Source organism: Hymenobacter endophyticus (genome assembly GCF_032464715.1).
Classification (GTDB): Bacteria; Bacteroidota; Bacteroidia; order Cytophagales; family Hymenobacteraceae; genus Hymenobacter; species Hymenobacter endophyticus.
The window spans coordinates 157,530-180,167 of record NZ_JAWDJT010000010.1; the positions used below are offsets into that span (position 1 = coordinate 157,530).

The window sequence follows — 22,638 nt, forward strand, 5'->3', positions numbered from 1 at the left end:
GCCCGTTTCAGTTAATCCGTGCAATCCGATAAATCCGGGCCTTACGTCAGCTCGAACTGTAGTTTCAGCAGGTTGGCGTAGAGGCCATTTTCGGCGTTGTTGAGTTCTTCGTGAGAGCCTTGCTCCACGATGCGGCCGCCGTCGATGACCAGAATCTTGTCGACTTTGCGGATGGTGCTCAGGCGGTGGGCGATGATGATGCTGGTGCGGTTCTGCATCAGCTCGTCCATGGCCTGCTGCACCAGCTTCTCGCTTTCCGAGTCGAGGGCGGAGGTGGCTTCGTCGAGGAGCAGAATGGCGGGATTTTTCAGGATGGCGCGGGCAATGGCAATGCGCTGGCGCTGCCCGCCCGAAAGCTTGATGCCCCGCTCGCCCACCAGCGTATCCAGCCCCTCGGGGAAGGACTGGATGAACTGCCAGGCATTGGCCTTGCGCGCCGCCTGAATAATTTCCTCGTCGGTAGCGTCGGTTTTGCCGTAGGCAATGTTTTCGCGGATAGAGCCCCCGAACAGAATGGTTTCCTGGGGCACAATGCCGATATGCTGGCGTAGCTCGGTGAGGTCGTATTGGCCGATAGGGCGGCCGTCTACCAGAATTGCGCCGCCGCTCAGCTCATAGAACTGCATTAGCAATTGCACAATCGTGGATTTGCCGGCTCCCGAGGGGCCCACCAGCGCAATCTTCTCGCCGGCCCGGATGGAGAAGCTGATGTCTTGGAGTACCGTCAGGTCAGGGCGGGTGGGGTACTGGAACTGCACGTGTTCGTAGGCAATATCGCCCCGCAGGTGGATGGGCTGTGCGCCGGGCTGGTGGGTGGGCTCAGTGGGCTCGTCCAGTATTTCCAGAATCCGCTCCGAAGCGCCCAGCGTGCTTTGCACCTTGCCGTACAGCTCACCCAGACCCGCAACCGAAGCCCCGATGAACATGGTGTACAAGGCGAATTGCGTCAGGTCGCCAATTGTCATCTGGCCGGCCTGCACCAGCGTGGCGGCGCGCCACAGTACCAGCACGATGCCCCCAAACAGGCCAATAATAACGAACGACACGAAGCCGCCGCGGTACAGGTTGCTTTTCAGGGCCGCCCGCACGGTATTGGTGAGCGAGGCAGTATAGCGCTGGGTTTCAAACTGCTCGTTGGTGAAGGCTTTTACCGTGTTGATGCCTTGCAGGGTTTCCTCCACAATGACGTTGGTTTTGGCCAGCTCATCCTGGGTGGTTTTGGCCAGTACCCGGATTTTCTTGCCAAACACCATGGCCAGTACTACAATCGGCGGAAACGTTAGCAGCATAAACAACGACAGCTTCACCGATACTATCATAATGAACACGATACCTGCCAGCAGGGTTGTCACCTGCCGGAACAGTTCGGCCAGGGTCAGGGAGAAGGAATCCTGAATGATGCCCACGTCGGAGGTGATGCGCGAGGTGATGGCACCCACGCGGTTTTTCTCGAAGTAGGGAATGGGCAGCTTCACGAACTTGCGGTAGAGCGCCTGCCGGATGTCGCGCACGGTAAACTCGCTTACCTGCGTGAAAAACCAGATGCGCCCGAACGAAAACAAACCCTGCAACAGAATCAGCACCCCAAAGCCCAGGGCAATCTGGTTGATGGAAACGGCCGTGCCGTTGGGCAGCACCACCGGGTTGCCGCTGGCGGCGTCGGCCAGCTTGCCAATCAGCCAGGGGAAGGCCATGGTGCTGGCGCTGGACAACGTAAGCAGCACCGTGCCCACGATGAATTTGGCGCGGTAGGGCAGCGTGAAACGGAAAATCCGCAGGCCTTGCTGAAAACTCTCTTTGGTAAGCTTGACCTTGGGGGCATCAGGCCCCGCCTGGCCACTGGTATTCATTCCGCTTCTGGCTGCCATTTCTTTTAGAAGTGAGCGTTTAGAAGTGAGAAATGAGACAAGGTTCCGGTGCCCATTTCTTGACGCCGGAATCTTGTCTCACTTCTTATTTCTAACCGTCTCGGGTCTCAATTCACTATTCAAATTTATTCTTGCCCTGCTCCACCTTCAGGCCTTCGGAGTTGCCGAAGGGGATGGGGAGGCGCACCTGGGTGGCAACGGGCTGGCCCTTACGGGTGGCCGGCTTCCAGGCCGGCATCTGGCCCAGCACCCGCAGCGCCTCCGTGTCGCACTCGGGGCTGAGGGGTTGCACCACCGAGGGGTTGGTGAGGTGGCCGTCGGCTTCCACCGTAAAGGTCATCACCACGTTGCCGCTGATTTGCTTGACGCTGGCCGCTTCCGGATACTTTAGGTTCTGCTGAAAAAACGTGCTCAGGCCCTGCACTCCACCCGGAAACTGGGGCGGCGCATCGGGGCGGTTGGGGGCGGGGCGGGCCTGGGCCTGCATGCGGCCCGGTTGCAGCTCCACGGGCTGCTTCGGGGCCGGAGCCGGGGCTTGCTGGGCCTGTGCCGCTCCAGCGGTTAAAGCTACGAGCCCGAGCATGAAGAACAGATGTTTCATAGGGTTGGCAGGGTTGATAGGGGAAGGAGCGAAAAAGCCCGTCATGCTGAGCTTGTCGAAGCATCTCTACCGCTTCGGCGCAATGCTAATTAATTAGTCAGAGGTAGAGATGCTTCGACTCCGCCTTTGGCTACGCTCAGCATGACGTTCTTCCAGGCTTGCTCTACTACAAAGGTACGCCTCCCTTAACAACGGCTACGCAACGGGGTTCAATTCCAGGTTGCGGGGGCGCGAAATGGCCAGCAGACCCAGGAAGGTAATCAGGCCGTTGAGCATCAGAATCTCGAAGCCGAACTCGTAGCCCCACCAGGCCTTGGAGTTGGAGTTAATAAACCAGGTGAGCAGCGGGGCCACCACGCACACGGGCAGCACCAGCTTATCATTGAGGCCCCGGCCGGTGAAGATGCCGAAAGAAAACAGCCCCAGCAGCGGCCCGTAGGTGTAGCCCGCCGCCTTAAACACCGAGGTAATCACGCTCTGGTCGTTGATGGCCCGGAAGATCAGAATGATGATAATCAGTACGATGCTGAACCCGAAGTGCGTGGCTTGGCGCAGCTGCTTCTGCTTGGCCTCATCGTACTGCTTGATGTCCAGCATATCCACGCAGAAGGAGGTGGTCAGGGCCGTGAGGGCCGAGTCGGCGGAGGCGTAGGTAACGGCAATGATGCCCAGGATGAACACAATGCCCGCAAACAAGCTGAAGTGGTTGGTAGCCAGCAACGGAAATACATTGTCGCCGATGACTTTGCCGGTGGTTGGGTTCATGGGTAGGGCAATGCCCTTAGCGGCGGCAAACTTATAGAGCAGTACGCCCAGCGAGAGGAAGAACACGTTCACCACCACAATGGCCAGCGTAAACCAGAACATGTTTTTCTGGGCATCGGGGAGGCTGCGGCAGCTCAGGTTTTTCTGCATCATGTCTTGGTCGAGGCCGGTCATGACGATGGTGATGAAGGCACCCGAGGCGAACTGCTTCCAGAAGAACTTGTCGTCCTTGGGGTCGGAGAAATAGATCTGCGACATGGTGCTTTCCTTCACCGTTTTCACCAGCCCGGCAAAGCCCAGGTTCAGCTCGTCGGCCATCAGGTAAATGCTCACCGCCACGCATACCAGCATGGCCATCGTCTGGAAAGTATCGGTCCAGAGGATGGTTTTGAGGCCGCCCTTAAAGGTGTAGAGGTAAATCAGAAAGATGCTGACCGTGACCGTCACGGCAAACGGCACACCCAGCCCATCAAACACAGCGAATTGCAGCACACCCGCCACCAGAAACAGCCGGAACGCCGCGCCCACGGCCCTCGAAATCAGGAAAAACAGCGCCCCGGTTTTGTAGCTCCAGAACCCGAACCGCTGCTCCAGGTAGGTGTAAATGCTCACCAGCCGCAGGCGGTAGTAGAGCGGCATCAGCACGGTGCCAATGACCAAATAGCCCACAATGTAGCCCAGCACCACGGCCATGTAGCTCCAGCTTTGCGAAGCCACCATGCCGGGAATGGAAATGAACGTGACGCCCGACAGCGAAGTCCCAATCATGGCAAAGGCCACCATGTACCAGGGCGCGTTGCGGTTGGCTATGAAGAACGACTCACTCGTGGCCTTCCGCGAAGTGAGGTAGGCAATGATGATGAGGACGACGAAATAGCCCGCAATCAGGCTCAGAACGAGGGTGGGCGACATGTACTTACGCTATTGGCTGTTAGCTGCTGGCTGTTAGCTTTTCGCATGGAGGAGAGTGAACTCCTCCTGCCATGCGTTGAACAGTGCAACAGAACGTCAAAGCTAACAGCTAATAGCCAAAAGCTAACAGCGCAGGCAACTACTCGGCGCGCAGGGTGCGGGTGCCGGCGTAGTAGTAGAGCTCGGCCAGCGCCTTCTCGTAGCTGGCGCGCATGCTTTCCTGCTTCAGACGCAGGTCGATGAGCTTGGTTTCGCGGGCATTGATGAGGAAAATCGTGCTTTCACCCAGCTCAAACTTCTGCGACTCGGCTGCCAGCAAGATGCGCTGATTGGCAATGGCCTGGGCCTGCACGGCCAGCTGCCGCTCGTAGGCCTTGAGCGTGTTGTACTTGGCGCCCACCTGGTTGGTAATCACGCGGCGGCTGTTCTGCTGCTCCAGGCTGGCATCCTGCACTTTGAGGCGGGTTTGCCAGAGCTTGCCCCGCTCCTTGCGCAAAAACAGCGGAAAGGCGAAGTCCACGCCCACTTTGTAGTTGTCCCGGCCGAAGTCGTAGTAAGCGGGCACTTCCGGGCGGTAAAAGTCGCCGCGGCTGAGCAGGTAGCCGCTCACGTTGATGGTGGGCTTGAGCAGCTCGCGCCGGTACCGCTCCTCCACGCCCAGCTGCCGAATTTTCGCATCGAGCTTGAGCAGAGTAGGGTGGCGGTTGGTGGCAAAGTCCAGCAGCTGCTCGTAACCGGCCGAATCGAGTGGGGTGAGGGGCGGAGTTTGCGGTACGGCATAAGCGGGTAGCTCTACCGGCTGGCCATCCTTGTTCCAGAGGTGGTTGGAAAGCAGCAGGCGGGCGTTTTGCAGCTCCACGCCCAGCTGTTCAAACTGCACCTGGCGGTCCTGCACCGTAATCTGGGCTTCTACCGAGTCGATGGGAGCCTGGTCGCCGAGCTGGGCACGGCGGCTGGTGCCCCGGAACCGGGTTTCGGCCAGCGCAATGCCCTCCTGAATCAGCAGCATCTGCTGGTAGGTGTAGTACCAGTTCCAATAATCCTGAGCCGCCTGCAGCCACACTTCGTTGATTTGCTTGACCCGCTCGGCCTCGGCCGCATCCACCAGAATGCGGGCCTGGCGCAGGGTACTGCGGCGCTCATCAATCAGCAGCCCCTGACCCAGCGGCACCGACAGCCCGGCCACCGCCAAACCCTTTTGCGGGGTGCGGTACTCGGGGTTCACGTAGGTACCCACCATGCGGTCGTAGCCCACTTTCAGGTCGATGCCGCCGGGCCAGATGGGGACTTTCAGCTCATTGGCCCAATTGTTATAGTAATCAGTGCCGCCAAATATTTTGCGGTCGAAACCGGAGCCCAGCTTGGGGTCGAAGCCGCCCCGGGCCTGCTGCACCTGGGAGCGGGCGTCGTCGCTGAGTAGGGCGGCTTGCTTGACTACCGGGTGGTTTGCATACACCAAGTCGGCCAGGTCCTGCAGCGAAAATACCCGCGCCGTATCCGTCGGGGGGCGGTCTTGGGCCAGTTGGCGGGTTTGCAGAGGGGCCGCCTCCAGGCCTGGTTTCTGGGTGGGCAGGCGCAGGTCCTGGGCTTGGGCAAGAGAACTGCACAACAGACTGCCCAGCACCAGCACAGCCGGGCGGCTTACTGCCCAATCAGGCAGTAATGCGGCGACCAGGCGCCGAAACACACGCGGGAACAGCATCGTCACTGTTACTTATCCTTGGTAGCAGTTTCCTTAATGGGAGCCTCAGCGGTAGGCGCCTTCAGGGTAGGCGGGAAACCGTTAAGCTGCCGCCAGATTTCGTACCATACCGGCACCGAGTCCAGAATAACCCAGCCGTATACCCCCGAGCCCAGGCGCAGCTGCGCCGGCCAGGGGTTGTCCCGCTCGTGGTGGCGGTCGGGGCGCACCAGCAGGCGGTACTTTCCATTGGTGCTGCTTACTACATCAATTACCGTAACGGTGCCGCCAAACGTGCCCACGGCCACGGAGGGCCACCCCGAGAACTGGATGGCGGGCCAGCCGTCAAACTGCAGCCGTACCTGCCGCCCGCGCTGAATAAGGGGCACGTCCATGGCGCGTACGTACAGCTCGGCGGCCAGCAGCGGCGCGTCGGGCTGCAAGGTGGCAATGGATTCTCCTTCCTTAATGGTTTCACCGATGCCCGCTTTGAGCGTGCGCACTACGTAGCCGCTCTGGGGGGCACGCACCACGTACAGGCCCCGGCGCACATCCACGTTGGCAATCTTATTGCGCAAAGAAGCCACTTCACCTTCCGAGGAAACCTTGCTGGATACGGCCGAGCTGCGGTCAGAAAGGGCTTTAGCCACGTCCTGCTCGTACTTGGCCCGCAGGTTAGCCAGCTCAATTTGGGCGTTGGCTAACGACTGCTGAGAATTGCGCAGCTTGTTGCGCTGGGCCACTACCTTGGCCAAATCCTCCTGCAGCTTCAGGCGGCGGGTTTCAATATCGGTGAGGGAGAACAGGCCGTTTTTGTAGCCGTCCTCGTAGCGCGCCAGGCGGGAGCGGGCAATCTGGTAGAAGTTGGTAACGGCCACCAGGTCGGCACTGTCGATGGAAACCGTGTTGCGGGCCTGGGTAATGCGGTTGCGCGCCGCCGAAAGCTGCACATCCAGCGTCAGGCGCAGGGCATTGATTTGCTGGTCAGTGGCAACTACTTTGGCATCGTAGGCCCCCACGGTGCCGCGTTTGGCGGCCAGCTGCTCGTTTAGGCGGGCCGGCAGGTTGGGGTCGAAGTACTCGTCCTTGATTTCAGAAATGGTCAGGATGGTGTCTCCACGCTTCACCAGTTGGCCTTCCCGCACATTCCAGTGCTCAATACGGCCCGCAATTTGGTTTTGTACGGTTTGGGGCCGGTCCTGGGGCCGCAGGGTGGTGAGTGAGCCAGTACCCTCAATAGTTTGGCGCCAGGGCAAAAACAGGATAATCAGAAACACCACGCCTACTATGAGCAGCACCCGGCCCAGGCGGCGGCCGCCTTTGGGGTCCAGCAGCTCCCGGTGGGAAAGTTTCAGCTCCTCATCCCACACGGTATCGTCTATGTCTTGGTTAGATAGGTTAAGCATGGGGTTGTTCAGTTGTATGCTCCTCTATCGGTAGGTCCGTTACCACGGCCAGCTTTTCCACGCCGGTCAGCATGTCGAAAATGGTGCTTACGCCGGTCATCAGCTTCTCAATGGAGCCGCTGATCTGCACAATCAGCACCTCGGCAGCCACAAACTGGCCCAGCGTCATCTGCCTCGATACCACAAACAGCGTACCGGCAATCAGCAGGCCCGCCGTGAGCACAGTGCGCAGGGCTATGGCCCAGCCAAAGTAGGATTTCAGCACCCGGAAGTGGCCGTTGCGAGCTTTCAGGTACTCGGCCGTCAGCTCGTCGGTGCGGGCCAGGGCGTGCCGTTGCTCCGCCTCGTTATGGCGGAACCGGGGCAGGTCACTGGCTATCTGCTCCAGCCAGCTTGCAGTTTTGTACTTGTAGGATGATTCCTCCAGGCTGGTACGCAGGGCCCGGCGGTAGTTGAGCACATAAATCAGCGCCAGCATAAGCAGGGTAAGCAGCCCGAAACCGATAAAAATGGGGTGGTAGAAGGACAGAACGATAACGGCAAACAGAATCTGGAAGCCGGCAAACATCAAGTCAATCAGCAGCTTGGTAAGGCCCTTTTGCACCGTCAGAATGTCAAAAAACCGGTTCACCAGCTCCGGTGGGTTTTCGCCCTCCAGGGCCTTGGGCTCAATGCGGGGCAGGCGGTAGGCAAACTCAATGGCGGCCTTGGCAAACAGCCGCTGCTCAATAACTTCCACCATCGTGAGCTGCCCTACCAGCAGCAGACCACCCAGCAGTACGCCCAGCACTACCACCCCAATCAGGATGTAGGAAGAGCTGAAAATGGCACCGGTAGATACCAGGTTGAATACTGCCTGCGTACCCAGCGGCAGGGTGAGGCCAATGAGGCCCGTAACAATGGCGTAGTAAAAAATGTAACGAATGGAGCGCCGCTCAGTGTCGAGCATGCGGGTAAGGCGCTGCCATGGGGTAGGCGGTGGTAAATTCAGGGTTTTGGAGGCCATGCGGGCAAACAAATAACAAGAGCAACGGTGGGCAAACTACCAGCCGGGAGTCAGAAGTCCCGGCTAGCAACTGATGAGCTAGAGGACAGGGAAGCAGCAATACGTGGAAAGCCAACGGGTAGCTATGTACTTCAGCCGTCTGCTTTCAAGCCCACTTCACTTTCCAACCGCAAAAGTACGCTCGAGGTTATGGCAGTAGGATTTAATTATAGTTAAAATGGTATTAAATTGATTTAATGCCACTTCCCCCTTATGGGTACGTGTTGTACTATGCTCATCAGAAACGAACTAAGGGGTAGTATTTTGCCAGCCGAGGTGAGGTGCACCTTGCTCAGCTTCCAGTACAATGCCTTCATGCCTGTGGACTTCAGAGAGTTACTCCCAATCCTGCCAGCGCAGTACTTCGCCCACGGCCGGCACATGCAGCTCCCCGCGCAGCATTCCGCCGTTGGCTACCAGCTGCAACTCCCGAATTGGCTCGGAGGCAGGCTCATCGGAAAGGTCGAAGGTGCCGTAGTGCATGGGCACGATGTGGCCTGCCCGCAGCAGATTTACCCCCTTGGCTGCCTCGTGGGGGTTTACGTGGCTCAGCTGCATCATGTAGGGGGGCTTGTAGGCCCCAATGGGCATGAGCACGGTATCCAGGGGCCCAAACTGCCGCTCAATTTCCTCAAAATGCCCCGCCATGGCCGTGTCGCCGGCGAAGTAGAGGGTGCGGCCATCGGGCAGGCGCAGCAGAAAGGAGCCCCACAGCACGGTATTCAGGTCTAGCAGGCCCCGGCGGTGCCAGTGGGAAGCCGGCAGGTAAAATAGCTCAAACGGCACCTCCGGGCCCAAATCAAACTGCTGCCACCAGCCGGCCTCCTGTACTGGCACACTAGGAGCCATACCACGCAGCAAACCCGCCATTCCCAGCGGCCCAAACGCGCGCAAGTTGGGGTTCTGCTGGCTCAGCACCTGCACCGATTTCGCGTCCAGATGGTCGCGGTGGCCGTGGCTGAGCAGTAGGTAATCGAGGCCACGGAGCTGGGCCAGCTGGCAGGGCAGGGCGTGGCGGCGGCGCAGGCCCAGGGAGCTAAGTAGCACTGGGTCGAAGATGAGCAGCTTACCGGCTACGCGCAGCAGAAAGCAGGCATGGCCCAGCCATACCAAGCCATCTTCCTGACTTTCCAGAAATGTCGTGCAGTCTACCACCTCGGGTACCCAGGTATCAGCCTTCTTTTCTTCCTTTTGCGGATTTTTGCTGAGTTGCCACTTGAGTACTGTGCCGAAGTTGGGTTCGTACAGCTCTTCGCCATTGCAGTACTCGCGCCCAACCATCTTATTGCCGGGGTAGTTGGGCTTGATGATGGGCAGTTGCGGATTATGCGCAAAATGTGGGGCGGCAGCCATAAGCAGGCAAACAGGAAAGAGGGAAAATCAGCCCAAAGAAACGCCAAAAACGAACGGGCCGCCCGAACCAGGTTCGGGCGGCCCAGGCCGGCCGGAGCGGCAGTACATTAATAACCCAGCGGTGCGCCTGGCCCAAACAGGGGAGAGTAGCCGCCCGGGTACGCCGTAGCACCATTGCTCACCCGCACGCCACCCGAAACCGAGAAGTTTTCGGTGATGTGGTAGTCGGCGCGCAGGTTTACGCCCGTACCCATATTACCGCCAAAACCAGCATATGGGCTCACCAGCGGGCCGGCAGTAGGCGAGAGGTCTTTCCAGGCGGAGCCCGTAAGCACAACCCGGGGCGAAAGGGCGTACTGGCCGCCGCCCTGCACAAGGTAATGGTTAGTGCCCTGGGGCAGTGGGCGGCCGGCTTCGCCAAACGGCGCGTAAGCCAGGCCCGGCATGGTGCGCAGGTAGGTAACCCCCCCAAATACCGAAAACCGCTGCGTAACCGGCACCGAAACCGTAGGGCTTAGGTAAGTGGCCGAGCCGTAGCGGCCGGCAAACGTAGCGCCGGCCTGCAGGCTGTACTGGGGCCGCAACCCCAGCCGTGCCGGGGCCGCAACCGGCTCGGTAGTTTGGGCCTGGGCCGAAGCCGCCGTCAGCAAAAAGGCCAGGGCCCCGCAACATAAAAAGCGTGAAAGCATACAGATGGTACTGCCGGGCAGTGGTACGGATGGACAGCGAAGATACTAACGCAAACCAAGGCTAACGCGTGCACTTGCTCGCATAAGAACCAGGTTTGCGCAGGTAGGTTGCGCTCTGCCAGTACAGTGCTCGATATAAACCAGCCAAATGGCAAAGGAAATGGCTGGCGCAACTTGCGGGCTGGCACAAACCAGTACTTTCCGGCATTTGTCTGGCGGGCTGCGTATGAAAACGGGGGGAGGCTGTTCTCGCCCAATGGTTACGCTTCTGCATGCAAACTCCCGTCCTCAATCAGGCGCGCGGCACGCGCTTACTCGGCCAGAAAGTGCTGGTATTGGTGCTGGCCGGTGGTAAAGGCTCCCGCATGGGCCTGCTCACTCAGCGCCGGGCTAAGCCCGTACTGCCTATTGCGGGCACCTACCGGCTCATCGACTTTGCCTTGTCTAACTGCGTGAATTCGGGGTTGACCGATGTGTGGGTGCTGGAATCTTACGAACTGCACACGCTCAACGACCACCTGGGCGGGGGCCGGCCCTGGGACCTTGACCGTACCTACGGGGGCATGCGCGTGCTACCCCCGGTAACCGGGCCGGAGGGGGGCGGATTTGCCGGCGGCAACGCCGATGCCTTGTACCAGCAGCTGCCCCTGATCCGGCAATTTGCCCCCGATGTGTTGCTGGTACTGTCGGCCGACCACCTGTACACCCTCGATTTTGGGTTGGTGCTGGCCGAGCACCTGCGTCGTCGGGCCCACGTAACGATGGTAACCACTGCCGTGCCACCCCAGGATGAGGCCACCCGCTTCGGCAACGTAGTACTCACTCGCACCGGCCGCGTGCGGCGCTTTGCCTACAAACCCGCCAAGGCCGTATCGGATATCATTACCACCGAGGTGTTCCTGTACGATATGCCAGCTCTGGACCGGACACTTACGCAACTAGCCGAGCAGCACACCAACCTGAAGGATTTCGGGGACTACCTGCTGCCGACGTTGGTGGAGGAAGGGCAGGCGTACTCCTTTCCCTTCCAGGGCTACTGGCGCGACGTGGGCATTCCGCAAGCCTACTGGCAAGCCCACATGGACCTACTCGATAATCAGGGCGTAGCCCTGGCCCAACCCGATTGGCCCCTGTACACCCTAGTGCTGCCCCGGCCGCCATCCCTGGTGCAAGCCGGTAGCCTAGTGGAGGATAGCCTGATTGCGCCTGGCTGCCGCGTAGCCGGTACCGTGCGCCGCAGTGTGCTAGGGCCCGATGTGACGGTGGAGGCCGGAGCCGTGCTGGAAGAGTGCGTGCTACTAGGCGGCAGCCACATAAAGGCGGGAGTGCACCTACGCCGGGTGATAGTCGATGCTGGCTACCAGGTGGAAGAAAACCGCAAGTGGTGGGGAGAGCAGGTGAAAGTGCTGGGTGATAAAGCTGAGGATGTCTGACTTACGAGCATGCCAAGGCCAACCCGAGTGTAGCCCGAGCCCCTTTACCAGATTAACAGGCCACTATTTCCCGGCTTCGCTCAAAATGAGCGGCTGGTAACTTAATTCTGCGGACTACTTAACAAAAAGCCCCAACAACCTAGGCTGTTGGGGACTTTGTTATGCGGCAAGCTGCAAAGTGTATAGCTGATAAATTACCCTTTAGCCTTGCCATTCAGCCAGTCGGCCCGGAACTTCTTCTGGGCCTTGGTTACGGGGCGCTTGGCCTGCTCGTAGGTAACTACTTCCAGCGTATTATCCTGCTGCAGCGTTACCGAGGCTGTACGCACTTGGCCCCGGGAGCGGTACTCCAAGGGCAGCACATCGCCGGGCTTGTGGGCCGCTAGCAGGGCCTGCATTTCCTTGGCGTTGGTGGGTTTGCGGCCGTCTACTTTCAGCACCACATCTTCCCGGTCGAGGCCGGCCTGGTAGAGCGGGCTGTTCAGCAGGGTAGTGCCCAGGGTAGCCGTACTGTCGGGGTTGAACTGCAGGCGGGCGGCCAGCGTAGCTTGGCCGGCGCGGGCCGGGCGCACCAGCAGTCCGGCCGGGGCCAGTAGCTCCTCGTAGTTAGGCAGCTCGTGGCCGGTAATGTGCTGGCGGAAAAACTGCCCGGCAAATGTAGTGTCCTTGGTTACCTGGCCCAGCACCTGTTGCAGGTCGCGCAGGGTGTAGGGCTTGGCGGGGGCGTAGTTCTGTTGGGGGCCGTGCTCCTTCCAGAGGGCCCGCATGTAGGTATCAAGGTCGGTTTTGAAGCGCTGGCGCAGCTCCAGATCCAGGGCCAGGGCGTTGGCCGCGCCAATGTAGTAGTAGCTTAGGTAAGTGTTCGAGCGGTTGTTAGGGTCGATGGCCGCCGCCGCATCCACAAACGGGGCCTGCTGGCTCATGTACACCGGTGAGTACCGCTTCGGGCCCGGCATGGTTAGCATGGCATCTACCACGCCGCTCAGGGCTTGCTGGCAATACTGGTCATCGGTCTGAATGCCGGCCCGGCGCATCAGCAACTGGCCGTAGTACTGCGTAAATCCCTCAGCAAACCACAAATTGCTGCTCATGTTAGCCCGCTGAAAATCAAACGGCTCCAGGTCCTGGGGGCGCAGGCGCTCCACGTTCCAGCTATGGAAAAACTCGTGGGCCACCGTACCCAGGTTGTCCGTGGCTCCCGGGCCGCGCAGGGGGCGGTTGCTGGTGAGGCTGGTGGAGTTGCGGTGCTCCATCCCGTCGCCGCTGGTTTGGGGCAGGTAGTTGGCAATGAAGGTGTAGCGGCCAAAATCGTACTCCGGCAAGCCCCCGAAAATGGCGGCGGCTTCCTTCACCACTTTCTTGGTATTGGCCGTGTACGCGTCCAACTCGGCCGGCGCACCATCGTGGAGCACCTGCAATTCAATAGTGCGGCCCTGTTCCTGCCAGGTGCGGGTTTGCTGCGGCCCCAGCGAGGTAGGCGAATCCATGAGGTACTGCAGGTTGGGGGCCGTCCAGGTACCGCCAGCTTCGGGTTTCAACTGCGAGGCCACGGTCCAGCCTTCGGGTAGCTGAAACTTCACGGCGGCCGGCCGCTGCTCCAGACCTTGGGCGTAGGCGAAGGTAGCTGGCGCGTTCAGGTGAGCGTGGCGCTGGTCGATGCCGGCGTAAGTGCCATCGGTCCGGTCGCCGAATAAGGTGTAGGTAAACACCACCGTGCCGCTGTGGCCGGCCACCGTCCAGCCGTAGGGGTCGGGCTTGGTTACGGCTAAAGGCTTGCCCTGGGCATCAGTAGCCTGCACGTCATACACATTCTTGGCAAACTCGTGCAAGGCGTAGCGGCCCGGCGAAGAGCGCGCCATGCGGACCTGCAACGGCCCAGCCGGCACTTCCCGAAACGTGACCGTAACGCGGGCTTCGTGGTGAACGGCGTTGGGAAAGGCCAACTCATACTGTATCGGGGCTTGGGCCAGAGCCGACTGGCTGAGCCCGAGGGGGAGGGCCAGCAGCAACAGGGCGGCAGTTTTGCGCACTATCATAAGGGGAAGAAAAGAGAGAAAGACGGATACAGACACGAACCTACGGGTTTCCGTTGCTAGTTTCTCGGAATGAATTGGGGAGTGCCCGGTAAGAAGGCTGAGCACGGTTTCTGACGCCTATCCGGCGGCCTGTTACTGATTTCGCCACACACTGGCCTGCACCATATGGCCAAAAAACTGTCCGGCAGCTTGGGCTTGCAGGTTCAGGCGGCGCAGCTCTGCCTCCATGGGCGGCCGTTGCCGGGCGCTGATACCGGCGCTGAAGCCAAAAAATTGGTACATCAGCCAGAGCAGCACCCGGTGCCACCAACGGCTGGGCGGCCCAAAATCAGCCAGCAACCACCTACCATCAGGCACCAGCACCGAATACAGCCGCTCCACGATGCTACGTAGTCGGTTTGGGGCGAATAAATCCAGGAAAAAGAACGTCAGCACCGCGTCAAACTCCTCCTGGGGTTGCAGAGCGGCTTCTGTGCCCAGCCGAAATACTACCTGCCGGGCCTGGTGAGGAGCATGCTGCTGCAGCCAAGCCTGGCTGCGGGCCAGCATATGCGGAGAAGCTTCCAGGTACAGAATACGTGCCTCGGGCCGCCGCCGCAAAATCTCGCCCAGTACCCAGCCAGTACCACCCCCAATCACCAGTACCCGTACCGGCCCTGGGGGGAGCCCCGCATCCAGGGCCGCCTGCTGAGCCCGCTGCAGGGCCGGGCCGTATACCAGCCGGGCCAGGGCATCGTAAAACGCCGCTACCGCATCAAAACCAGAATCGGGCAGAAGCATTGGGAGCTAGTGAGAACAAAGGGGAAGCAGAGACAGATCAACGAAGGTACTGTCATCTTGGGCGTATTATTCGCGTACCTTCCTCCACACTCAATCCGTATCAGATAGCATGAGGGGCACATTGCAGCGGCTACTGGCCGGGTTTACGCTTTTTCTGACGGAGTTTGCCATTACCCTGGCCCTGGGTACGCTGGGCGTGGTCTTGTTTCTGGCTCTGGGCCGGGAGGTGTTCGACCAAGACGCGGCCACGTTTGATGCGGAGGCTTTCCGCTGGACGCGCCGTTTGCTGGGCCCCAGCCGGCAGAGCTGGGTGGAAACCGTTACGTTCTTCGCCTCCCGCAACTTTATCACCGGGGCTGGGTGCCTGCTCATCAATTGGTTTCTGCTCCTGAAGCGCCACCGCTGGTATTCCTTGCTAGTGCCAGTGGTGGCTCTGGGCAGCATCACCCTGAATCTGGTGTTAAAGCAGTTTTATCAGCGGCCCCGGCCACTGCTGCCGCTTACTTCCGCTTCCGGCCTGAGCTTTCCCAGTGGCCACGCCATGATTTCGGCTTCCTTCTACGGGCTGCTCATTTACCTTGTCTGGACGCACGTGCGCCGCCCAGCCTGGCGGTACGGCCTTAGTGGGGCCTTGGCGCTCCTGATTTTGCTCATTGGCCTGACGCGGGTATACCTACGGGTGCACTACGCCACCGATGTGCTGGCGGGCTTCGCGGCGGGACTGGCTTGGCTGGTAGTAGCCATTCCAGTACTGAAACGCTTAGAAATGCAGGCGAAAAAACGATTTAAAAATCAACTGCAATCCGCTGAAAAACAGCCCATATAGCGTGAAATCACTCTTTTTAGAAAAATATTTTACCAGTTTTTTTGCCCCGAAACTTGACAGACGTTGAAAAATCGGCCTATCTTTGCAGCATCAAATGACACTCACCCGGAGGTCAGCTGATAAAAAAGTGCTGCGCTTGTGGCGAAATTGGTAGACGCGCTGTCTTCAGGCGGCAGTTCCTAACGGTGTGAGAGTTCGAGTCTCTCCGAGCGCACAAAAGCCGACCCAGAAATGGGTCGGCTTTTTTTATTACAGATTTTACCGGTCAAGCACGTAGCACTGTTTCAACCGCCGATAAACGCAAACCCTGGCGTACCACTACAGTCAGATCCGGCTGTATCCGCAGGCTTGCACGTAAAAACCTGCACAATCGGCTCAATCAGGGTTAATATGTGAGTGCATGAAGAAACTACTAGCCCGCCTGCTTGCCCTGTTCAGCCTGCTTACTGCGGAAGTAGCGGTGGTGGGTGGGGTGTTTATCGGGGCTGCGCTGTTTTTCTTCTTCCTGGTGCGAGTGGTGTTCGTGGAGCACTCGGTGCAGTTTGATACCTGGGCTTTCCGGCAGATGGATGCGCTTCGGGCCGCCTGGCCCGGCCTAACGGGCCCTGTACGGGCCCTCACTTTTTTTGCGTCTTTACCTTGGCTGGTGCTGGCGGGAGGCGGTATTCCGTTGGTGCTGAAAAGGCGCGGACATCGAAGGGAAGCCCTGGAGGTATTTTTGGCCGTGGCCGGTGCAGCGCTGCTCAACCAAGTTCTGAAAACGCACTTCCACCGCCTGCGTCCCAGCTCGGCGCTGCTATTTCAGCCGGGCCTGAGCTTTCCCAGCGGCCACGCCATGATTGGGCTGGCCCTCTATGGCTGCTTAGCCTGGATGCTGTGGCGGCACCGGCGCCACCCGGCCTGGGCGGCTCTACTGGTGCTGTTTGCCCTGCTCATCGGCCTGACCCGCGTGTACCTGCACGTACACTACGCCACCGATGTAGCGGCCGGTTTCGCCAGCGGCCTGTTCTGGCTGATTCTGCTTCGCTCAGGACTCCGGTTCTGGTGGCGGAAGGAGAGGCAGTTAGGAAGTAAGAATGGGGGCGTTTAACACTGAACTATTCAGATGCTAAACGCCCCCATTCTTATTTCTCAATTTTTAATTCAATTTTACCTTCACGCGCAAGGCCAGCAGGCCTTTCACGCCCTGCAGCTCCTCCAGCTCCAGCTCCTCAATTTCGGGTTCCAGCAGGCCCCGGTCCTGGAGGTAGTCGATGTATTCGTAGTATTCGTCGGCTTCGCGCTGCTGGCTGTACACCAAGGCAATAAGTCCGGGCTGGGTGAGCCGCTCCCCGGTACCCACCACCGTGGCCTTGTCAATGCGCTTCTTGATGATTTCGTAGCGGATATTGTAGGCTCCATCCACATCAAACTGGCGCTCATCCTGCCGGAACCGGATGCTCAGGGGCTGGCTGTGAATGAGAATGAGCTGAGTGGTTTCCAGCGGCACTGGCAGGCTGGGTTTAAGGGCGGCCGTGCGGCGGGTAATTTCTACCATCACCAGCAGTTGCCACAGCCGCAGGTTTTTCAGGAATACCAGGTCGAAGGGCTTGTTTTGCACCAGGGCTGCCCCCACGTAGATGTTGTGCTCTACGCCATCGGTTTTGAAGCGCTGGAAATAGTGCGGGAACATCTGCTGGGCCTTGGCATCTTCCTCATCCAGGTAGCTGCTTACGGCATCGTTGAGCAGGGTAGTGGTTTCCTCAAAAGCCTTGCGGCGCTTGTAAAGGATGCCTAGCTCGGGGTCGATGTGGGACCAGTACTGCTGAATGACGGGCTGTAGCTCCGGGGTGTTCTGGCGCAGGTACTCAAACAGCGGCTCCATTTCCGTTCTGAGCGACTCGAAAATGCTCACCTCGTCGCCGCTCAGAATGCCCTGACGCAGGCGGCGCAGGTTTTTATTTACGTAGAACTTCAGCTCGTCGAGAATGGGTAGCTGCTGAAATTCTGAGGCCTTTTTCAGCACCTTGCCAGCCAGGGTAAGGTGCTCAATCAAGTCGCCCTGAATAGCCTCGTTGCGGGCCGTACTGCTCCCCCTAATATCACTGGAGCCGTGCAGAGGATACACGTCATGGAATACGATGTCCTCCATTTCGGCCTGGCGGTTGCCGTCTTCCACTTTCTGCAGCAGGTTCTGGGCAGCATCCGTGAAGCGCCACTCCATAGTAGGGTGAATGGCCGTAAACTTCTCCTTGATGATGGCCTGTACCCGCGTCTGAATGTCCTCGGCGTTGCGCTTCACGGCTACCGCAAACAGGGGCAGAAACTGGTTTACATTTTCGAGGCTGAACTCGTTCAGGTCGCCCACGGTGGGGGAGCCCAGCTCCAAGAGGCCCACGGTATCGTCGCCGTAGGGCAGCAGGGCCAGAATGGCGGAGCGGATGCCCAGGCTCAGAATCTGCTGGCGCAAATCCTCGGGCATATCGGCCCGCTCCACATCCTCCAGCACCAGGGGGCGGCGGTCCTGCCAGAGCTGGCTGTAGATCTGGCGGAAGCCGGAGCTGGCGTCGGGGTTGTGCAGCTGCTTGGTAAGGAAGCTGTGGTTGATTTTGCGGCCGAAATCCACGAAAGCCCGCTTCTTTTCGTCGTAGGCCGCAATGCCCAGCTGCAGAAACGGCTTGCCAAACAGTACCCGCAACTTCTCCTGAATCTGCTCCAGCCGGTCGGAGGCCTGCAGCACGTCCCGCTCCAGCAAGTCGTACTTCAGTTCCGAGAGAATCTCCTGCTCCGTTACATCTACCAGGTGCAGAATGTTAAAGCCTACCAGCTCGAAATGCTCAGGGGGTAACAGTTCCTGCCACAACTCGGTGCGGTGGGGGTTCCGACTCAGAAAATCCAGTTGTTCCGGAGTCAGCTCCGGCTTCTCGCCGTGTATCTGTACCTGCAAAAAAGTGGAGTTGAACTCCACGCTGTAGTGCCGGTAAAGACCAATGCTATAGTCGGGCACGGTGAAGATGATGCTGCCCTGCAAGGGCAGCTGCACCTCGTACACCTTCTCCAGAATAAGCTGGTAGGCCATGCGCGTGGTGTACACCTCCAACTGCCGCATATCAATGTTCAGCGGCTGCTTGATGATGTTGCTGGCATTGAGCAGCACCTCGGCAAAGCGGGGCGTGTGGTAGAAGCTGTGCCGCTGGAATGGCGGAATAGCCCCCACGATGTCCGTGTTAAAGGAGGCCGGCGGGAATACGGCCAGCATCAGGGTTTCAATCAGGTCGCAGTTGCATTCCAGCAGCGTGAGGTCGGTCAGGGCACCCCGCACCCAGTCGGCGGCGGCTACCTGCTGGCCCACCGAGCGGGAGAGCAGCGCAATGCCCTGGTTCAGCGACTCCTCGCCGGCGCGCCAGTACGCAATCAGGGATTCCAGACTCAGGGTAGTCCGGAACGGAAAAGTGGGCGAGACGGCCGGGGTCGGTTCTTTCAGCATAACAAAGGGGGCACGCCGCAGCACCAGGTAAAGTGGGAAGCTGAGGCGTTGGTTATACGGTAAAGGGGGCGGGCCGTTGGGGCGGCTTAGGGCCGGGCCAGTACCAGCGGCACCAGTTGGTTGTTGGCGCTGGGGTCGGTGAGGTTGATGGGCGTGGTGCTGCCGTTGGTGTACACCAGCTTGCTGGTGTTCTGGTAGCAGGTGCAGCACCCGTCGCCCTGCAGGCGGGTTCTCAGGGCCACGCTGTCAATGGCATAGCGAAAGAATACGGAGTCGCGGCGGGTGCGGGCCAGGTACACCTGGTAGCGGTACTCATTGAGGTTGCGGTTGCCGCTGCGGGTAAAGGGCGTAAGGTTGTTGATAACCAGCGTATCGCGCAGCCGCTGCCCATTGGCGCGGGTAAAGGCCACGGTATCGGCCCGGGGCCGCTGGGCCGTATCGTTGGGCACGCGCACCAGAAACACGTTGCGGATTTCGCGGTCCTGGAAGCCCTTCACGGCATCGGCGCTGAACTGCAGCTTGATTGCCTCAGCGTACCGGTCCTCACACTCGCAGGCCACGGAGCCGCAGCAGGAGGCCAGCACCGCAGCCGTGAGAACGAATAAGCACCAGTTGAAGGAAAAACGCAGCATAGTACCGTAAAGATAGAGGGTTGACCGCCGTGTGCGGGGGCTGGGCCACGAAAAAGCCGACCTACGCAGTGCAGGCCGGCGTCAGAACGTTGCCTCAGGGTTGATTATTGACGCGGCGGGCTATTCTTTCACAAACCGTTTAGTTTCGGCTCCGGCGCGGGTGGTAATCTTGAAGAAATAGGTGCCCGTGGGCAGGTCGGCTACATCTACGGCCAGGGTGTGCGGGCCTTTTTCCTGTTTGATGGCTTGCGTTACTGTGCGCAAGGTGTTGCCCCGCCCATCGAGGAGCTCCACCGTTACAGGGCCTGCTTTGGTAACCTCGTATTCCAATTGGCTGGCGGCGGTGGCGGGGTTGGGGAACACGCCCCCTAGCCCGGCATTGCCACCCGGTGCAGCGGGAGTTGGGGTGGAAGCCTCGGGCTGGAGCAATAGAAACTGAGCCGGCTGCAGAAAGCGGCGCACCCCATCGGAGCGGCGGTTTTTGCGCGGACGCGGCTGGGTAGCCGGGCTGGGGTGCTGGGCGGTAATGGCCTGCAAATCGGTAGCCCACTGCTCCCGTTGCGGCTTCAGCTCCTGGGCCAGACGGGCAATATCGGCGTCGTACTTGCGGGCCAGCTGCTCCACGCTTTGCAGCAGGGTGCGGGTTTCAGTGCGCAGCTGCTGTGCCAGTTGCTGCTCAGGCTCCGTGAGGGCGGGGCGGGCACCAGGGGCGGTAGTGCGGCGCAGTTCACGGCCCCGCTGGCGCAGGTCGTGGAGCTGGGCCCGGAACACAGCTAGCTGGGCTTTGTCGGAAGTGCTTAGCTGGGCCTCGAGCTTCTGGCGCTGGATGCGCAGCGTAGGCAGCACATTCCGGCTGATGTAGGCTCTGGTTTCGGCGCGGGCCGGCCGTGCTGCTGGGCCGGTTTGCTGGGCTTGGCTGGTAAGTGAGGTAATGGTAAGCATAGCCCCCAGGGCCAGGGAGGATAGTCGGGCAAGGTTCATCAGCTCAGGTTCAACTGTGGGGAAGTAGTGAAAAGATAGCCAACGCCGGCATTGGCCTACTTCGCATAGAAACGAAATTGGGCGCAAGGTTTAACCGGGGCCGCAAAAGGTCGGCTAACCTGCCTGTTTCATCTACGAATCTGCCATCTTGCGCCACTTATGCGTGTTGCTCTTGCCCATTACCTGGCCCTGTTTGGCTTCTTGCTTTCTGTATCAACCCGGGCGCAGCCTACGGCCCCTGCCGCGCCGCGCCCGGCCCATAATCCCGCCTGGCTGGAGCAGTTGCTGCAGGAGTCGGGAGTGTTGCGGCGGCATCAGGTGGGTGTGTGCGTGGCTGATGTGGCCACTGGCCAGCAGCTGTTTGGCCATCAGGAAAGCCAGTATTTCACGCCCGCCAGCACCATGAAGCTGTTCAGCCTCTACGCCGGCCTGCAGCTGCTGCCCGACTCCCTGCCTAGCTTGCACTACGTGCAGCGCCCCGATACCCTGCTGTTCTGGGGTACCGGCGACCCTACGCTCCTGCACGGCGACGTGCCCTCGCGGCGGGCCTTTACCTTCCTGCAAACCTACCCGGGCCAGTTGGTGTACGCGCCAGTGCCCACCGCCCCGGTCTATGGTCCCGGCTGGAGCTGGGACGATTACAACTACTACTTCCAGCCGGAGCGGGGGCCACTACCCATTTACGGGCACACCGTGCGTTTTTACGGCCGCGCCGGCCAGCCTCTGCCCAAGGTGCTGCCCCGCTTTTTCCGCCCGCTCACGCAGCCAGCCCCGGCCGGTATGCCCAACCCCGCCCAAGACCGTGTGCGGCGTCAGGAGCAGGAAAACCGGTTTTGGGCATTTCCGGCCGCTAGTAATTGGGTTGATGAAACCCCCTTCCGTACCAGTCCGGCGCTGCTGCTGCAATTGTTGCAGGATACCTTGCGCCGCCCGCTGACCCTGGCCCCATTGCGCCTGCGCCCCCAAGACTCCGTGCGTACCCTGCGTGGTTTGCCCGTTGACTCCTTGTACCGCCGCATGCTGCGCGTGAGCGACAATTTTCTGGCCGAGCAGCTGCTGCTGATGGGTGCCTCCACTCTGAGCAACGACTCCCTGAGTACGGCCCGCACCATTCGGGTAATGCAGGCCCGCTACCTGCGCGACTTGCCCGATGCGGCCGTATGGGTGGATGGCTCCGGCCTCTCGCGCCTGAACCTGGTTACGCCCCGGGCCCTGGTGGCGCTGCTGTTGAAACTGCACCAGCGCGTGCCTGAGCCGCGCCTGCTGAGCCTGTTGGCTGCCGGGGGCGGACAGGGCACCCTGCGCCGCGTGTACCGGGATGCGCGTGGGCCCTGGCTCTGGGGGAAAACCGGTACGCTCACCAACAACCACAATCTGGTAGGCTACCTGCGTACCAAATCAGGCCGGCTGCTGGCCTTTAGCTTCCTGAACAACAACCACGTGGTACCTACCGGAGAAGTACGGAAAGAAATGGAGCGTATTCTGGTCCAGATTCGAGACAGGATGTAAAAATTGAACAGCTCAGAAAGGTTGTTCAGATGCAATAATGGGTAGTTGAGCCATGGTAGCCAGGGGTGCAGGGAAAGGCTCCCGCTTCTCCCTGCATCCATAAATTCCCATTAGCAATGCTACGGTTGTTACCATCACGGGTACGTTTCTGACAGGCGTGCAGTTGGGGTTGCTCAACGGCCAGCACATGTCCACCGTGGCTGATTCCACCTCGGCCACGCAGGTGCGGATAACGGTACCAGGCGGGGAGCTTTCGGGGCTACTGCGCGTAACCACGGCGTCCGGTACCACCCTCAGCCCTGGTTCACTCACCATCACGCGGCCTACCAGCACCAGTATCTTCCGCCTGGTAAGCGGTTCTTTCACGAGCCGCGCCGCTGCCACTTCCCTAACTACCTTTCCTGGCCCCTTCGAGAATGAGCTGCTGATAGCCCAGCCCGCTACGGTTATGCTCAGTACTCTGGCTGGCCAGACGATGTACCGCAGTCAGCAGGCTCTGTCGTCGGTGGCCCAGCTGCTGCCCGGCCTGCCCACGCTGAAAGCTGGCGTGTATGTGTTGCGCCTCACCACCGCTACCGGCAGCACCCAGCGCGAATAACGCCACCAGACCCTGCTTACCAAACGCCAACCGGCCATCCTGAAACTACTTCGGGGC

General features: G+C 60.0%; 18 protein-coding genes and 1 tRNA gene. 6 read left to right on the forward strand and 13 right to left on the reverse strand.

The features are described 5' to 3' along the window. Window positions 1-41: 41 nt before the first annotated feature. From ROI90_RS15365 to ROI90_RS15400, 8 genes are all read right to left on the reverse strand, one after another. The gene (locus ROI90_RS15365) at window positions 42-1,850 is read right to left on the reverse strand and encodes an ABC transporter ATP-binding protein (RefSeq protein ID WP_315999240.1); all 1,809 of its coding nucleotides are present in this window, start codon (window positions 1,848-1,850) and stop codon (window positions 42-44) included. A 133-nt stretch (window positions 1,851-1,983) separates the two neighbouring features. After that, window positions 1,984-2,469, reverse strand: a complete 486-nt coding sequence (locus ROI90_RS15370) for an energy transducer TonB (RefSeq protein WP_315999241.1) — start codon at window positions 2,467-2,469, stop codon at window positions 1,984-1,986. Window positions 2,470-2,664: 195 nt separating this feature from the next. Then, the gene (locus tag ROI90_RS15375) at window positions 2,665-4,146 is read right to left on the reverse strand and encodes a sodium:solute symporter (RefSeq protein WP_315999242.1); all 1,482 of its coding nucleotides are present in this window, start codon (window positions 4,144-4,146) and stop codon (window positions 2,665-2,667) included. A gap of 139 nt (window positions 4,147-4,285) precedes the next feature. Further along, window positions 4,286-5,848: a TolC family protein gene (locus tag ROI90_RS15380; protein ID WP_315999243.1), complete on the reverse strand. Its 1,563-nt coding sequence runs from the start codon at window positions 5,846-5,848 to the stop codon at window positions 4,286-4,288. Between the two features lie 8 nt (window positions 5,849-5,856). Beyond that, window positions 5,857-7,233 (reverse strand): HlyD family secretion protein, encoded by a 1,377-nt coding sequence (locus ROI90_RS15385; RefSeq protein WP_315999244.1) that lies wholly within the window; start codon window positions 7,231-7,233, stop codon window positions 5,857-5,859. After that, entirely contained in the window at window positions 7,226-8,239 is a 1,014-nt protein-coding gene (locus ROI90_RS15390) for an ABC transporter transmembrane domain-containing protein (RefSeq protein WP_315999245.1), read from the reverse strand. Before ROI90_RS15390 ends, ROI90_RS15385 begins: the two co-directional genes overlap by 8 nt. A gap of 375 nt (window positions 8,240-8,614) precedes the next feature. After that, a complete protein-coding gene (locus ROI90_RS15395) occupies window positions 8,615-9,631 on the reverse strand; it encodes an MBL fold metallo-hydrolase (protein ID WP_315999246.1) in 1,017 nt (338 codons plus the stop codon). A gap of 107 nt (window positions 9,632-9,738) precedes the next feature. Continuing rightward, window positions 9,739-10,320: a hypothetical protein gene (locus ROI90_RS15400; RefSeq protein ID WP_315999247.1), complete on the reverse strand. Its 582-nt coding sequence runs from the start codon at window positions 10,318-10,320 to the stop codon at window positions 9,739-9,741. A 272-nt stretch (window positions 10,321-10,592) separates the two neighbouring features. Between ROI90_RS15400 and ROI90_RS15405 the strand changes: the two genes are divergently transcribed. Beyond that, window positions 10,593-11,753, forward strand: coding sequence for a glucose-1-phosphate adenylyltransferase family protein (locus ROI90_RS15405; RefSeq protein ID WP_315999248.1), 1,161 nt, complete (start codon window positions 10,593-10,595; stop codon window positions 11,751-11,753). Window positions 11,754-11,947: 194 nt separating this feature from the next. Here the strand turns inward: ROI90_RS15405 and ROI90_RS15410 are convergent, their stop codons facing one another. Both ROI90_RS15410 and ROI90_RS15415 read right to left on the reverse strand, forming a co-directional pair. After that, a complete protein-coding gene (locus tag ROI90_RS15410; protein WP_315999249.1) occupies window positions 11,948-13,789 on the reverse strand; it encodes a M61 family metallopeptidase in 1,842 nt (613 codons plus the stop codon). Window positions 13,790-13,921: 132 nt separating this feature from the next. Continuing rightward, the gene (locus ROI90_RS15415) at window positions 13,922-14,569 is read right to left on the reverse strand and encodes a class I SAM-dependent methyltransferase (RefSeq protein ID WP_315999250.1); all 648 of its coding nucleotides are present in this window, start codon (window positions 14,567-14,569) and stop codon (window positions 13,922-13,924) included. A 109-nt stretch (window positions 14,570-14,678) separates the two neighbouring features. Here ROI90_RS15415 and ROI90_RS15420 point away from each other — a divergent pair, with 109 nt between their 5' ends. From ROI90_RS15420 to ROI90_RS15430, 3 genes are all read left to right on the forward strand, one after another. Next, window positions 14,679-15,395 (forward strand): phosphatase PAP2 family protein, encoded by a 717-nt coding sequence (locus tag ROI90_RS15420; protein ID WP_315999251.1) that lies wholly within the window; start codon window positions 14,679-14,681, stop codon window positions 15,393-15,395. Between the two features lie 132 nt (window positions 15,396-15,527). Then, window positions 15,528-15,609 (forward strand) — tRNA-Leu (locus tag ROI90_RS15425). 186 nt (window positions 15,610-15,795) lie between these two features. Beyond that, window positions 15,796-16,485 (forward strand): phosphatase PAP2 family protein, encoded by a 690-nt coding sequence (locus ROI90_RS15430; RefSeq protein WP_315999252.1) that lies wholly within the window; start codon window positions 15,796-15,798, stop codon window positions 16,483-16,485. A gap of 48 nt (window positions 16,486-16,533) precedes the next feature. Here ROI90_RS15430 and ROI90_RS15435 read toward each other — a convergent pair whose 3' ends face one another. From ROI90_RS15435 to ROI90_RS15445, 3 genes are all read right to left on the reverse strand, one after another. Further along, the gene (locus ROI90_RS15435) at window positions 16,534-18,861 is read right to left on the reverse strand and encodes a GAF domain-containing protein (protein WP_315999253.1); all 2,328 of its coding nucleotides are present in this window, start codon (window positions 18,859-18,861) and stop codon (window positions 16,534-16,536) included. Window positions 18,862-18,947: 86 nt separating this feature from the next. After that, window positions 18,948-19,493 (reverse strand): hypothetical protein, encoded by a 546-nt coding sequence (locus ROI90_RS15440; protein WP_315999254.1) that lies wholly within the window; start codon window positions 19,491-19,493, stop codon window positions 18,948-18,950. A 120-nt stretch (window positions 19,494-19,613) separates the two neighbouring features. Continuing rightward, complete coding sequence (locus ROI90_RS15445; RefSeq protein ID WP_315999255.1) at window positions 19,614-20,474, reverse strand: T9SS type A sorting domain-containing protein; 861 nt, start codon at window positions 20,472-20,474, stop codon at window positions 19,614-19,616. A gap of 159 nt (window positions 20,475-20,633) precedes the next feature. On the opposite strand from ROI90_RS15445, the gene ROI90_RS15450 reads away from it, so the two are divergent. Next, window positions 20,634-21,983: a D-alanyl-D-alanine carboxypeptidase/D-alanyl-D-alanine-endopeptidase gene (locus ROI90_RS15450; RefSeq protein WP_315999256.1), complete on the forward strand. Its 1,350-nt coding sequence runs from the start codon at window positions 20,634-20,636 to the stop codon at window positions 21,981-21,983. Between the two features lie 196 nt (window positions 21,984-22,179). After that, complete coding sequence (locus ROI90_RS15455; RefSeq protein ID WP_315999257.1) at window positions 22,180-22,581, forward strand: T9SS type A sorting domain-containing protein; 402 nt, start codon at window positions 22,180-22,182, stop codon at window positions 22,579-22,581. The last annotated feature ends 57 nt before the right edge of the window (window positions 22,582-22,638 follow it).

What these genes read in the sequence shown, in the direction of transcription:
- ROI90_RS15440 (WP_315999254.1), bottom strand. Translation starts at nt 19,493, where the DNA reads ATGCTGCGTTTTTCCTTCAACTGGTGCTTATTCGTTCTCACGGCTGCG.
- ROI90_RS15435 (WP_315999253.1), bottom strand. Translation starts at nt 18,861, where the DNA reads ATGCTGAAAGAACCGACCCCGGCCGTCTCGCCCACTTTTCCGTTCCGG.
- ROI90_RS15385 (WP_315999244.1), bottom strand. Translation starts at nt 7,233, where the DNA reads ATGCTTAACCTATCTAACCAAGACATAGACGATACCGTGTGGGATGAG.
- ROI90_RS15365 (WP_315999240.1), bottom strand. Translation starts at nt 1,850, where the DNA reads ATGAATACCAGTGGCCAGGCGGGGCCTGATGCCCCCAAGGTCAAGCTT.
- ROI90_RS15410 (WP_315999249.1), bottom strand. Translation starts at nt 13,789, where the DNA reads ATGATAGTGCGCAAAACTGCCGCCCTGTTGCTGCTGGCCCTCCCCCTC.
- ROI90_RS15375 (WP_315999242.1), bottom strand. Translation starts at nt 4,146, where the DNA reads ATGTCGCCCACCCTCGTTCTGAGCCTGATTGCGGGCTATTTCGTCGTC.
- ROI90_RS15420 (WP_315999251.1), top strand. Translation starts at nt 14,679, where the DNA reads ATGAGGGGCACATTGCAGCGGCTACTGGCCGGGTTTACGCTTTTTCTG.
- ROI90_RS15405 (WP_315999248.1), top strand. Translation starts at nt 10,593, where the DNA reads ATGCAAACTCCCGTCCTCAATCAGGCGCGCGGCACGCGCTTACTCGGC.
- ROI90_RS15400 (WP_315999247.1), bottom strand. Translation starts at nt 10,320, where the DNA reads ATGCTTTCACGCTTTTTATGTTGCGGGGCCCTGGCCTTTTTGCTGACG.
- ROI90_RS15430 (WP_315999252.1), top strand. Translation starts at nt 15,796, where the DNA reads ATGAAGAAACTACTAGCCCGCCTGCTTGCCCTGTTCAGCCTGCTTACT.
- ROI90_RS15395 (WP_315999246.1), bottom strand. Translation starts at nt 9,631, where the DNA reads ATGGCTGCCGCCCCACATTTTGCGCATAATCCGCAACTGCCCATCATC.
- ROI90_RS15370 (WP_315999241.1), bottom strand. Translation starts at nt 2,469, where the DNA reads ATGAAACATCTGTTCTTCATGCTCGGGCTCGTAGCTTTAACCGCTGGA.
- ROI90_RS15415 (WP_315999250.1), bottom strand. Translation starts at nt 14,569, where the DNA reads ATGCTTCTGCCCGATTCTGGTTTTGATGCGGTAGCGGCGTTTTACGAT.
- ROI90_RS15380 (WP_315999243.1), bottom strand. Translation starts at nt 5,848, where the DNA reads ATGCTGTTCCCGCGTGTGTTTCGGCGCCTGGTCGCCGCATTACTGCCT.
- ROI90_RS15450 (WP_315999256.1), top strand. Translation starts at nt 20,634, where the DNA reads ATGCGTGTTGCTCTTGCCCATTACCTGGCCCTGTTTGGCTTCTTGCTT.
- ROI90_RS15390 (WP_315999245.1), bottom strand. Translation starts at nt 8,239, where the DNA reads ATGGCCTCCAAAACCCTGAATTTACCACCGCCTACCCCATGGCAGCGC.
- ROI90_RS15445 (WP_315999255.1), bottom strand. Translation starts at nt 20,474, where the DNA reads ATGAACCTTGCCCGACTATCCTCCCTGGCCCTGGGGGCTATGCTTACC.